The organism is Streptomyces sp. NPDC002680, from assembly GCF_042889145.1.
Taxonomy (GTDB): Bacteria; Actinomycetota; Actinomycetes; order Streptomycetales; family Streptomycetaceae; genus Streptomyces; species Streptomyces adonidis.
On record NZ_JBIAQP010000031.1, the window covers coordinates 33,030 to 45,890 of the forward strand.

General features: G+C 72.7%; 9 protein-coding genes. 5 read left to right on the plus strand and 4 right to left on the minus strand.

The window, feature by feature from the left end:
* The 4 genes from ACFYXF_RS49170 to ACFYXF_RS49185 form a co-directional block, all read right to left on the minus strand.
* Positions 1-4,692: a hypothetical protein gene (locus ACFYXF_RS49170; protein WP_389360432.1), complete on the minus strand. Its 4,692-nt coding sequence runs from the start codon at positions 4,690-4,692 to the stop codon at positions 1-3.
* A gap of 71 nt (positions 4,693-4,763) precedes the next feature.
* Positions 4,764-5,651: a hypothetical protein gene (locus ACFYXF_RS49175; protein WP_389360434.1), complete on the minus strand. Its 888-nt coding sequence runs from the start codon at positions 5,649-5,651 to the stop codon at positions 4,764-4,766.
* Between the two features lie 118 nt (positions 5,652-5,769).
* Entirely contained in the window at positions 5,770-7,296 is a 1,527-nt protein-coding gene (locus ACFYXF_RS49180; RefSeq protein WP_389360436.1) for a hypothetical protein, read from the minus strand.
* 134 nt (positions 7,297-7,430) lie between these two features.
* Positions 7,431-8,126 carry a GntR family transcriptional regulator gene (locus tag ACFYXF_RS49185; protein WP_389360438.1) on the minus strand — a complete coding sequence of 232 codons (696 nt, stop codon included), beginning with the start codon at positions 8,124-8,126 and terminating at the stop codon, positions 7,431-7,433.
* Positions 8,127-8,291: 165 nt separating this feature from the next.
* Between ACFYXF_RS49185 and ACFYXF_RS49190 the strand changes: the two genes are divergently transcribed.
* The 5 genes from ACFYXF_RS49190 to ACFYXF_RS49210 are packed head-to-tail and all read left to right on the plus strand — an operon-like array spanning position 8,292 to position 12,703.
* Positions 8,292-9,611, plus strand: a complete 1,320-nt coding sequence (locus ACFYXF_RS49190; protein WP_389360440.1) for an MFS transporter — start codon at positions 8,292-8,294, stop codon at positions 9,609-9,611.
* Entirely contained in the window at positions 9,608-10,429 is an 822-nt protein-coding gene (locus ACFYXF_RS49195; RefSeq protein WP_389360442.1) for a putative hydro-lyase, read from the plus strand. The genes ACFYXF_RS49190 and ACFYXF_RS49195 overlap by 4 nt, the downstream gene beginning before the upstream one ends.
* A gap of 23 nt (positions 10,430-10,452) precedes the next feature.
* A complete protein-coding gene (locus ACFYXF_RS49200) occupies positions 10,453-11,205 on the plus strand; it encodes a LamB/YcsF family protein (RefSeq protein WP_389360444.1) in 753 nt (250 codons plus the stop codon).
* Between the two features lie 14 nt (positions 11,206-11,219).
* Entirely contained in the window at positions 11,220-11,837 is a 618-nt protein-coding gene (locus tag ACFYXF_RS49205) for an allophanate hydrolase subunit 1 (RefSeq protein WP_389360522.1), read from the plus strand.
* Positions 11,834-12,703, plus strand: a complete 870-nt coding sequence (locus ACFYXF_RS49210) for a biotin-dependent carboxyltransferase family protein (protein ID WP_389360446.1) — start codon at positions 11,834-11,836, stop codon at positions 12,701-12,703. The genes ACFYXF_RS49205 and ACFYXF_RS49210 overlap by 4 nt, the downstream gene beginning before the upstream one ends.
* The last annotated feature ends 158 nt before the right edge of the window (positions 12,704-12,861 follow it).

Here is a 12,861-nt window from a genome sequence, read left to right on the forward strand (position 1 = left end):
CTAGGGAGTCGCCCCTGAGGGAGTTGACTGTGTCGGGCGCTTGAACATTCTCGTCGCCGTGATTTCGCTGTGCACCGTGTCCCCCTCCCCCTCCACGGGCTGCTGAGGCAGGCCCGGGCGGAGGTGTTCCTCCACGCTGATGTACTTCAGGCCCGCGCGGAGGTCGGCGTCGTTGCGAAGGCGGATGACCAGGGGGAACTCGGCGAGGGCGGTCGTGTCGAACAGGCCGGTGGTGTAGAGGAGTTGGACGCCCAGCGCGTCGGACACCGCTCGCTGGAGTTCCAGCAGGTACGTCGCGTTGGCACGGCCGATGGGGTTGTCGAGGAAGAGCGTGCCGGCGTGGCGGTGCCTGTCGCGGCCCCGGTCGTTGCTGCGCAGCGCGGCCATCGTGCAGTACAGGGCGATGGCGGCGGTGAGCAGCTGGCCGCCCGAGAAGACGTCGCCCATCTGGCCGACAGGCACGCGCTCGGCGCGCAGTACGGCGTCGGGCTTGAGGATCTCGACGGCGATGCCCTTGGGCTGGAGGGCGGCGCCGACTCCCCTCAGGAGCAGGGACATGCCGTCCCGGCGCAGGTCGGAGTTCTTCTTCACAGCCGCCCGGGTCGCCTCGTCGATGACCTCGCCGAGCCGCTCCGTGAGCGTGGCCTGGTCGGGCTCCTCGAACCGGATGCGCAGGAACTCCTGCCCGGACCACTCGCCGAGCCCCTCGGGCAGCCGGGACAGCCGCTGCGCGGACCGCAGAGTGGCCAGCGCCGACTCCACGAGCCCGCGCAGCCGGTCAACGATCGAGTCCCGGTTCCGTTCCAGCTGCGCCAACTCGTCGGTCAGGACCCGGAGTCGGGGTGCGAAGGCGTCCGCCCACTTCTGGGCGTGCTCGGGCAGCGCGGACGCGGGCAGCTCGCGGATCTGCTGGCGGGCGGGGGTGCGTACCGCCTCGTACCGCGTCGAGTTGGCATGCCGTACGAGGATGTCGCTCGCCTCGCGCACCGCGCCCTCGGCGGCGGACAGGTCGGCGGCGCAGCCGCGCAGGGAGCGGCGGGCCTCGGCAGCCGACTGCCGTGCTTCCTCGGGGCTACCCGGGTAGGGCTCCTGGGCTTCCTGATCCTCGTCCGTGGTGTGTTCGCGCAGCAGGTCGCGGAGCATGGCGGCGATCTCGTCGAACCCCGAGGCGGCGTCCTCGGCCGCCCGGTGGGCGTCGAGCAGTTCGGCGTGCGCCTCCCTGGCCTGGGTCAACGCCTCGGTGCGGGAGGCGAGTTCGGCGGTGGCGGTGCGCAGCAGGGCCTGGGCGTGCTCGGCATCGCGCGGAACGAGGTTCTCGGCCAGCTCGGTGTGCGCCTCGCCGTCCTCGGGCGCGTGCCGCTCGGCCTCGCCGCGCAGCCGCCCCAGCTGCTCGCTGGCCGTGGACACCCGGGTCTCCAGCAGCTGGACCAGTTCCTCCGCGCGCGCGGAGGCGGCCTGCCGGGACGGCCCGTCGGACCCGTCGGGCGACAGGAGCATCTGCTCGGCGCGCGTACGCACCTTGTTGCTCAGCCGGTCCAGCTCCGCACGACTGGCGCTCTCCTCGCTCTCGGCCCGCGCCTGCTCCGCGCGCAGGTCGGCTCCGACGCCGACCTTCTCGTAGAGCTGGGAGGCGGCCCGGTAGGCCTCGCGGAGGGCGGGCAGGGACGACTTCGCGGCGTCCTCGTCGGCTTCCGGTACGTCGTCGGGGGCGCCCGCGATCTCCGCGCGCTCGGCGCGCAGGGCGCGGGCCGTGCGGCGCGCGTCGTCGGCGGCGCGCTGGGCGGCGCGCCGGTCCTCGTCGGCGGACCGGGCGCGTTCCAGGCAGACCTGGGCGCGGGCCTCCGACTCGACGGCCTCGTCGGCCAGTTCACGCACCTTGACCTGCCAGCCGGCACGTTCGCGCAGCCGGAACGCCAGTCCGGCGAGCGCGTCGGCGGCGCGGCGGGCCCGCTGGGCGGCCTCCTGCCGTTCGTCCCGCACACGGGACGCCTCACCGGCCACCTCGTCGGCCTCGGCCCGCACGGTCCGCGCCTCGGCCAGCTCGGCCTCGGCCTCCTCGGCGAAGGCACGCGCGTCACGAGCGGCCTGGGCCAGCTCGACGAGCCGCCCGGCCGGACAGCCCGTACGCCAGGAGGTGAGCCGTGCGGCCAGCTCCCGGTCCTTCCCGAGCCGCGCCGCGAGCGTGCGGATCTCCTCCTCCCGCTCCCCCGCCCGGGCCCGGAGCGCCTGCCGCTCCTCGTCGGCCGCGTGCTCGTCGTGCATGGCCGGGTTCGGCGGTACGAGGAACACATCGCCGTCGCCCGGTCCGGGGGCCGGGGTGGGAGCGAGGAGGGCGGCCGCCGTTCCGACCGCCACGGCCGACCGGGGCAGCAGGGCCGCGTCGGCGAGGGCCTCGCGGGCACGCGCGTGCGTGCCGGGGTCGGTGATGACGACGCCGTCGACCAGCTCGGGGCGGGCGGCCAGCACGCGCGCGTGGTCGGCGGGGTCGACTGCCTGGGCGAGATAGCGCCAGCCGGGCAGCGCGGGGATGCCGTGCTCGCCGAGGAACTCGACGGTGGCCAGGACGTCGGGGCCGGGCGGCAGCAGTCCGCCGTCGCCGAGTGCGCCGAGGATGCGTGCGTCGTCGGCGGCGGCGGTCCGCAGCTCGAAGAGCTGCCGCTCGGCGGAGGTGACACCGTCGTCGAGCAGCTCACGGAGTTCGTCGGCGAAGCGGTCCAGTTCCTCGGGGGTCAGGGGGCCCTCGTCGAGGGCACGGGAGACACCCTTCCCGCCCGCACCGCCACTGCCCTCTCTCTCACTGCCCCCGTGCTGATGCGGCAGCGCGGCCCGCTGCCGTGCCCCGCCCACGGACGGCAGGCTCAGCAGCTCGGCGAGCCGTTCCTCGGCCGCCAGGGCCTCGGCGGTGCGCTGCTCGGCGTCGTACGCGCGCTCGGCAGCCGTGGCGGCGTCCGCCGCGCGGGCCGCCGTCAGCTCCGCGCGGGACTCGGCGGACGCCGCCTCACGCGCGTGCTCGGAGGCCCGCCTGGAGGCCTCACGGGTGGTGTCCCAGGCCTCTACGGCTGTCTTCTCGGCGTCGCTCGCGGCGAGCGCGGCCCGCGCGGGGTCCGCGTCGGGAGCGCTGTCGTCGAGCCAGCCCGCGCGTACCGCCTCGGCGGTCTCCTGCTCGACCTCGCTGAGCCGCTGCTTCAGATGCCCGACCTCGCTGCGGGCACGCTGGGCCTCGGTGGCGGCGCCGGTCGAGTCCCGGTGCGCGGCCTCGCCGGCCTCCTGGAGGACGGCGGACCGCTCCTCCTCCTCGTTGGCGAGCGCCTCCGCGCCTTCCGCCGCCGAGTGCAGCGCCCGTACGAGGTCGACGGCGGCCTTGGCGCGGGCGGCGAGGGCCGGGGCCGCGTCCCGCTCGGCCTCGCGGATCGCGACGGCCACGCGCGCGGAGCGGTCGGCGGCGGCGCGGTGGCGCAGGACGACCTCGGCGGCCTGCCAGGCCGAGTGCATGGTGCGCGCGTCGGCGAGTTCGCGCTTCTGAGCGGCGGCCGTCTTCTCCGCGGCCGCGAGTGCCAGCGAGGCGTGCCGGAAGGCGAGTTCGGCGGCGATCAGCGCACTGCGCTCCCGCCCGCCCTCGGAGTGCGTGACGGAGTACGCGGCGGCGGTGACCCGCTGGGCGAGGTCGCCGGCTCGGACGCGCTCCTGGACGCCCCGCGCGGACAGCCGTCGGGCGAGGGTGCGCGTACGCCGCTCCGCGCCCGCGTGGATGTCCCGCGCGCGGGACCGTGCTTCCGCGGCCTCGACGATCCGCCCGAGCAGGTCCACGGACCCGGCGGTGAAGTCCCGTTCGGCGATCAGTTCGGACCGTCGCCCCAGCTTGTTGCCGAAGCCGCCGACCAGGTCGGCGAGCCCGTCCGTGTCCCGGGTGTCGGTGACCGCGCGCAGCAGGAGGTCGGTGAAGTCGGAGTCCTTCTTGACCGCGAAGAGGCCGGCGGCCTCGCCCTCGTCGGCGTTCATCTCCCGCTGGTAGCGGAAGAGTTCGGGGTCGAGACCCAGCTCCCCGAGGTGCTCGATCCAGCGGTCGTGGATCTCCTCCCAGTGCACTTCGAGGTGCGGATACGCCTTGCCCGCCTCGGTGATCGCGTCCCGGAAGCCCTTCATCGTCCGGCGCCGCCCCTGGGCCCCGGAGGCGCCCTCCACCGGCGGCCGTACGGCGGTGGACTCGGCGACGGGAAGGTTGTCGAGGCTCAGCCCCGGCCCGGGCCGGAATGAGTACCAGGCCTCGGCGAACTTCCGCGGATCGTTGGAGACCTGCCGTCCCCGCCACTCGCTCGCCTTGCCGACCACCACCAGCTCACCGGTGAGCGTGTGCTGCCACTCCAGGGCCACATGCCCGCAGTCGTCGGCGAGCAGGAACTTCCGCAGCACACCGGAACTGGCCCCGCCGAGCGTGTTGCGGTGCCCCGGCAGCATCACGGAGAAGATCAGCTTGAGGAGTACGGACTTGCCGCCGCCGTTCTCCAGGAAGAGCACGCCCGCGGGCGCGGGCCGGCGCGGCGGTCCGACGGGCTCGTCCTCGAAGAACTCCGCCTGGGTGGGCGCGGGGTCGGGCACCGGCTCGCCGACACCCCGCAGGTCAAGCACGGTGTCGGCGTAGCGCGCACCGGCAGGACCGATGGAGTAGAGGCGGACCCGGGACAGCTCGTACATGGCGGACTCTCGTAGTCGTAAGGGAGTAGTCGGGTTGTGGGATCAAACAGGCAGGGAGTCGGAGCGGCAGGTCAGGACGAGTGGTGGAAGGGCAGTCCGGCGTCGGACACCAGCTCCAGGTCGTCGGTCTCCTCGGCGGGCAGCAGCGTCGGTGTCCCGTCGGTGACCGGCACGACACCCAGCTCCAGCAGTTCGGCCATGGCGGCGTTGCCGGCCATGTCGCGCACCTGGAGCTGGTAACGAGCCGTCGTCCGATACGTACCGCCGTTGTCGTCACCCGTCCGCTGGAGGAAGCCGGAGTCGGTGAGGAACGCGACCGCCTTGCCGACGATGCCGGTCGTCGAACCGGCCGGTCTGCGCGCGTCCTTGGTGGCCCCCGTCGCACTCCGTCTCATCCAGATCCGCCAAGCGGCCTCGAGCCCCGGGGCATCACTGGCCGGGTCGGTGTTCTCCCCCTGTGCCTCGGCCCGCTCCTCCAGCCGCCGACAGGCCTGCCGTACGAAGGCCTCGACCCCGTTGACGGTGACGCGCCCGATGTAGCCGTCGTCGGCAAGGTCCTCGGGCCGCGGAAACGCCATGGCGGCAACGGCGAGATGGGCGAGCCCGTGCAGAAACCGGTCCGACCCGTCGGCGGACGTACGACGGGCGTAGTCGCCCATCCGCACGGCGAAGACGGAGTCCTCGGCGGCGGTGACGGCCATCCCCGCGCGCGGGGACACCTCCAGCACGACCAGCCCCAGCCCGGCCGCAACGGCATCGGCGAGCCGGGCAAAGGCCGAGTCCTCCCGATACCGCCGCAACAACTCGGCGTACTCCTGATCCCGAGCAGCCTGCAACTTGGGCTGAAGCCCAAAGGCAACCAGCCGAGCGGCATCAGCGGCGTCGGCAGGAGTCACAGGGGCAGCGGCAGCCGGCACGGCAACAGCCTCCGCCTCACTCCACTCGACCGACTCGTTCACAGCTGCGACTCCTTACGGCTCATGCAGACGGGGGCGCGGACAGACTCGCCTTTAGGGGCGCGGGGAACTGCGCGACAAGCCCCCACCGGCCGAAAGCCGAAGAACAACCCACACAACTTCACGCCGCCTCCGACCTGCCCGCCGCCATCCCCACCGCATCCAGCAACGCCATCCCCACAATCAGATCGGCGCCCCCGAACTCCGGATCGTCCAACTCCGTCCCGTCATCGACAGCGAACAACAACTTCTCCTCCCCCTGCCGATAAGCCGTCCCCACCGGCGGACTGGCCGCATGAACGGCCAACAAAGCCACCAGATAAGGAAGCTCCGCATCCCGAAGACGCGCCTCGGCAAGCAGCCCCGACAACCGCCGGGGCGCGTCCGCGGGCAGATCCAGCAACTCCATGGCCGCCGCCAACTGCTCCTCGCTGAACCGGCTGTCGTCCGGCGTCGCGATCAGGTCCGGCTCCGGCATCTCCGCCCCGAGATGCTCCCGTTCCAGCGGAGGCGTCAGCAGTATGTCGACGAGGTCGCCGACGCGGACCGACACCGGCGTACGAAGCCCCGTCCCGCGCGCGAAGAACGCGTCCGTGACCCGCACCGCCCGCTCAAGGGGCAACGGCAGCACCGGGGCGACCAGATGGCCGTACAGATCGATCCCCGACGACGTCATCGGCGTCGCGAAGGCCTGCCGGTCCTGCTCCGCGCGGAACAGCGGCCCCGCTTCCAGCAGCCTGGACTGGAGCTGCGTGTGCCGGCGGATGCAGTCCTTGACGATGTCGACGAGTTCGGCGGCGCGCCGCTTCTGCTCCGGGTCCTCGGACTCGTCCCGGGCCTTGCGGATGTTGGTCAGGATCGCGTTCTCGTGGCGATACCGGTCGGCGACATGGTCGAGCGCCTCGGCGATCATGTCGGGGACGGTCTGGAGCCAGTCCACCGCGCGTACGTTCCGACGGGTCGCGTCCAGCGCCCTCCGCAGGACCTCCGAGTACTGCACGGTCCGGTAGCGGGCCTGCTCCGCGGCGAGCTGGGCGTCGGCCAGCCTGCCCCGGCTGATGAGCACCTCCAGCTTGACCTCGGCGGCGATCTGGGCGCTGGTGACGTCGGTGTCGAGAGCCCCGACGAGTACGTTGACCGCCTCATCCGTCGTACGGAGGTAGACGCTTCCGCCGTATCCCGGGACCTCCTCGATCAGCTTGAAGTCGTAGTCGCGGCGTACATAGGTGCCGTCCGGCGAGAACGTGCCGTATACGGCCCGGAAGCCGCGGTCGACGCTGCCGACGTTGATCAGGTTCTCCAGGACCCAGCGGGCGACGCGCTCGTGCTCGGTGACGGGGCGCTGCGGGGCCTGGGCGGCGATGCGCGGGATGAGGCGGGCGACGATCTGGTCGTGGTCGGCGCCGGTGTCGAAGTCCATGTTCAGGGTGACCAGGTCGATGGCCGCGAGGGCCACCTCCGCCATGCCGTACACCGAGTACTCGCCCGCGAGATTCGCCTTGCGCGCGTCCAGGTCGTGGAGCGGGGCGGTGCAGGCGAGCGCGCGCAGGCGCCGCGCCAGTCCCTCGTCGGCGGCCGGGCCCGGAGCGGGGCGCGGCCCCGCGCTGAGCTGGGGCGGAACACTGTCCGTCGATGCAGGCGAAGTCACGCTGCACAGACTAGGTCCTCGGTCTGACAACGGCCCAAACGACTCAGAAGCGACCCGCCGTCCCACGCCATGGCGACCCGCCGTCACCGCGCCACGAGCAGCCCGGACGCACCCCGGCCCGCACCACGCGCCACCTACCCGTCCTCGCCCACCCGCCGCCGATACACCTCGACAACCCGTTCGAGCGAGTCGCCGAGATAGACCGAAAGCAGCCCCTCGGCCCGCTCCCGGTCACCCTCCTGGAGCGCCCGCAGTATCTGTTCGTTGCGCGCGAGATAGGGCTCGTGCAGGCGTCGCGGGTCGTCCACGACGTGGAAGGCCAGGCGGAGTTCCGCGAAGACGCTGCGCATCAGCTCGTCGGTGCGGGCGCTGCCGGCCAGCGCGACGAGTTCGCGGTGGAAGTGGATGTTGGCTGTACCCAGCTCTTTCCAGTCACCCTCGCGCGCCGCCTGCTGCCCCTCCTCGACGGCCGCGGCGAGGTTCTCCAGGGCGTACGGCGGCTCACCGAGGCCACGGACCACGGCGCACTCGACGAGGGCGCGGGTGCGGTAGATGTCCTCGACGTCCTCGACCGTGAGGACCCGTACGAAGACCCCTCGGTTCAGCTCGTGGATCAGCAGGCGTTCGTGCGTGAGCAGCCGGAACGCCTCGCGCAGCGTGTTGCGGGAGACGCCGAGCGCGCCTCCGATGCTGTCCTCGGAGAGCCGGGTCCCGGGCGGGAAGTACCCGTCGGCGATACGGCTCCTGAGGATGTCCGAGACCCGCTCGGCGGTGCTGGTGCGCCCGAGGAGCGCTCGGTCGTCCGCCAGTCCCGTCAACTGCTCTGCCATGCCTGGAATTCAACCGTAGATACAAGAACGAAACAACATGGGTATTGAGGGATCGTTCAACGATCCTCTACCTTGCTGGACAGGCACCGCCGGATCCACGCGGTGCCGACCGCTCCCGCACTGCTCATTCCGAAGCACCCTCCGTCCCTCAACTGCGAGGTGCCCATGAGCACGACCCCTCCACCGCAGGCCCTGGCCACCGAGTCCCTCCCCGGAGCGGCTGAACCCGCCGTCGACGAAGGCGCGTTCGCCTGGCTGCGGGCGCTGGGCCCGCGTGGTCGCCGCGCCTTCGGCGGTGCGTTCGGCGGCTATGCCCTGGACTCGTACGACTACTTCACACTGCCGCTGAGCATGGTGGCGCTGTCCGCGTACTTCGGTCTGAACAGCGGCCAGACCGGGCTGTTCACCACCGTCACCCTGGTCGTCTCCGCGATCGGCGGTGCCGGCGCGGGTGTGCTCGCGGACCGGATCGGCCGGGTCAAGGCGCTGATGATCACGGTGATCACGTACGCGGTCTTCACCGTGGCCTGCGGCTTCGCGCCCAACTACGAGACCCTGCTGGTGTTCCGCGCCCTCCAGGGCCTCGGTTTCGGCGGTGAGTGGGCCGTCGGCGCGATCCTGGTGGCCGAGTACGCGAGCCCCAAGCACCGCGGCCGTACGCTCGGCGCGATCCAGAGTTCCTGGGCCGTGGGCTGGGGACTGGCCGTGATCGTCTACACCACGGTCTTCACGTTCCTCGACGACGACCTGGCCTGGCGCGTGATGTTCTGGACCGGCGCCCTGCCCGCGCTGCTCGTCGTCTGGGTGCGCCGCTCGGTGCAGGACGCACCCCGCGCGGTCGCCGAGCGCGAGAAGAACCCCAACAAGGGTTCGTTCAAGGAGATCTTCAGGCCCGGCACGGCCGAGGCACCCGGACTGCTGCGGATCACGATCTTCGCGGGGCTGCTGTCCACCGGTGTCCAGGGCGGCTACTACACCCTCGCGACCTGGGTGCCCACCTACCTCAAGACGGAACGCGGGCTGTCGGTGGTCGGCACCGGTTCCTACCTCACGTTCCTGATCTCCGGGGCCTTCATCGGCTATCTGACCGGCGGTTACCTCACCGACCGGATCGGCCGCCGGCGCAACATCTGGCTCTTCGCGGTCCTCTCGGCGCTGTGCATCCTCGCCTACGCGAACATCCCGAGCGGCGCCAACACCCTTCTCCTGGTGCTCGGTTTCCCGCTCGGGTTCTGTATGTCGGCGATCTTCAGCGGCTTCGGCTCCTATCTGAGCGAGCTGTACCCGACGGCCGTACGCGGCACGGGACAGGGCTTCACCTACAACACCGGCCGGGCCGTCGGCGCCGTCTTCCCCACCACGGTCGGCTTCCTGGCCGACAGCTGGGGTGTGGGCGGCGCGCTGGTCTTCGGCGCGATCGGGTACGGCATCGCCGCCCTGGCACTGCTGGGGCTGCCGGAGACCCAAGGGAAGGAACTCCAGTGAACCGTACGGAAGACCGCCCCCTGACCCTCGTCGACGAGCACGCGCACGCGTGGAGCCCGAAATCCGCGCGAGCCCGCTTCCGCGCGGGCATCACGGGACCGACCGCGGGCGTCGCGGCCGGTCACACCCAGGCCAACCTGATCTCCGTGCCCGCGGACTGGGCGTACGACATGCTGCTGTTCTGCCAGCGCAACCAGAAGCCCTGCCCGGTCCTGGACGTCACGGACGCCGGCTCCTGGACCACCGTCCTCGCCGAGGGCGCGGACCTGCGCACCGACCTGCCGCGCTACCGGGTCTGGCAGGACGGCGAACTGGTCGACGAGCCCACGGACGTGCTCGCCCATTGGCGCGACGACCTGGTGACGTTCCTCATCGGGTGCAGCTTCACCTTCGAGTGGGCGCTCGCGGAGGCGGGCGTCCCGATCCGGCACATCGAGCAGGGCCGCAACGTCCCGATGTACGTCACCGGCCGCCAGTGCCGTCCCGCCGGGCGGCTGCACGGTCCCATGGTCGTGTCCATGCGTCCGGTGCCTCCGGAGCATCTGGCGGCGGCGATCCGGGAGAGCAGTCTGCTCCCGGCGGTGCACGGCAGCCCCGTACACTGCGGCGACCCGTCGGGGCTCGGCATCGACGACCTCGGCCGTCCGGACTTCGGCGATCCGGTGGACCTCGCGCCGGACGACATCCCGGTGTTCTGGGCCTGCGGAGTGACCCCGCAGGCCGCGGTCATGGCCTCCCGCCCGCCCTTCGCCATCACCCATGCGCCGGGCCAGATGTTCCTCACCGACACCCGCGACGAGCAGTACCGCGTCGCCTGACCGGAGCGTGACAGGAGTCCCGGATGATCGACCTCAACGCCGACCTCGGCGAGGGCTTCGGCCGCTGGCGGCTGACCGATGACGAACAGCTGCTGTCCGTCGTCACCAGCGCCAACGTGGCCTGCGGCTTCCACGCCGGGGACGCGGTCACCATGCGGCGGGTGTGCGAGCTGGCGGCCGAACGCGGCGTACGGATCGGCGCCCAGGTCTCCTACCACGACCTGGCGGGGTTCGGGCGGCGCGCGATGGACGTGCCGCCCGACGAGCTGACGGCCGAGGTGGCCTATCAGATCGGCGCCCTCGAGGTCTTCGCGCGCGCGGCGGGCACACGCGTGTCGTACGTCAAACCGCACGGGGCGCTCTACAACCGCGTCGTGCACGACAAGGAGCAGGCGGCGGCGGTGATCGACGGCGTGCTCTTGGCCGACGACACCCTGCCGGTGCTCGGGCTGCCCGGCTCGCGCCTGCTGGAGCTGGCCGGGGCGGCGGGCCTCCCGGCCGTCCAGGAGGCCTTCGCGGACCGCGCGTACACCGACGAGGGCACGCTCGTGCCGCGCGGCCAGGACGGGGCGCTGGTGACCGACCCGGAGGCGGTGGTGGCCCGCTCCGTGACCCTCGCCCGGACGGGCGTGATCGCGTCGCGCTCGGGGACGCCCCTGGCGGTCCAAGCCCGCTCCCTGTGTGTTCACGGCGACACACCCGGCGCGGTGGACCTGGCCCGCCGCGTGCGGGAGCGCCTTGAGGCATCGGGCATCCGCGTGGAGGCGTTCTCATGAGCAGCGCGAAGGGCATGCGGGCGTTGCCCGTCGGCGACGACGCGCTGCTGTTCGAGGTCTCCTCCGGCGAGGAGGCCCAGGCCCTGCACGCGGAACTGCTGCGCCGCCGCGCGGAGGGCACCCTGGCCGTCCGGGAGATCGTCCCCGCGGCCCGTACGGTCCTCCTCGACGGCCTGCCCGACCCCGCCCGCCTGGCCGCCGAACTGACCGCCACCAAAGTGCCCCCGGTGCTCCCCCGCACCCAGGAGGTCGTCGAGCTCCCGGTCCGCTACGACGGCCCGGATCTCGCCGATGTCGCCGCCCTGTGGGACGTGTCCGAGGAGGCGGTGGCGGGCATCCACACGGACACCGAGTTCCGGGTCGCTTTCTGCGGTTTCGCGCCCGGCTTCGGCTATCTCACCGGCCTCCCCGCGCGCTACAACGTTCCGCGCCGGGCGACCCCGCGGACGTCCGTCCCGGCGGGTGCGGTGGCTCTGGCGGGCCCGTACACGGGTGTGTACCCGCGTTCGTCGCCGGGCGGCTGGCAGCTGATCGGTACGACGGACGTGGTCCTGTGGGACCACGCGCGCGTGCCGGCCGCGCTGCTGTCGCCAGGCACCCGGGTCCGTTTCGTCCCGGTGGCACGCCGATGACCGATCGTGCGCTGGCCGTCGTACGGGCGGGGGCGCTGACCACGGTGCAGGACCTGGGGCGTCCCGGGTACGCCCATCTCGGGGTGCCCCGCTCCGGCGCCCTGGACGCGCCGGCGGCGACGCTCGTCAACCGGCTGGTCGGCAACCCGCCCGAGGCGGCCGTCCTGGAGACCACCCTCAATGGCTGTGCCCTGCGCCCCCGTTGCCCGGTCACCGTCGCGGTCGGCGGCGCCCCCTGCCCGGTCACGGTGGACGGCCGCGCGGTGGCCTGGGGCGCTCCGGTACGGGTGCCGGCCGGCGCGCTGCTGGACATCGGAACGGCTCTCTCCGGAGTACGGACCTACGTGGCCGTCTCCGGCGGAGTCGCCGTCGAGCCGGTGCTCGGCAGCCGCTCCACCGACCTGCTCTCCGGTCTGGGCCCGCCGCCCCTGACCGACTCCGCGGTGCTGCCCCTGGGTCACGTGATCGGCGCCCACGCGCGCGTGGACGTCGTTCCGCAGCCCGCGCCCCCGGCCGAACTCGTGCTCCGGGTGACCGTCGGCCCACGCGACGACTGGTTCACGCCGACGGCACTCCGGACGTTCACCACGTCCACGTACCGGGTGTCCTCCGCGAGCAACCGCATCGGGCTGCGCACGGAGGGTCCCTCCCTGGAGAGGGCCTTCTCCGGCGAACTCCCCAGCGAGGGCATGGTCCTGGGCGCGGTCCAGGTGCCCCCGGACGGCAGTCCAGTGGTCTTCCTGGCCGACCATCCGACCACCGGGGGCTATCCGGTGATCGCCGTCGTCCGCGCCACCGACCTCCCCGCGGCGGCCCAGGCGGCGCCGGGCACCCCGGTCAGATTCGTGCCCGTACGCCGCCACTGACCGCGCGGGCCCGGTCCGGCGGACCAAGCCGAGCTGGGGCCGTGGGCGGCCCGCATGTGGCGTGGTCACGGGTTGCCCACTCCCCCAGGTGCCGCCCGCTGCGGCAGCGTCTCACGTCGACGTCAGACGCTGCCCTGGGACCAGACGCACCGAACTCC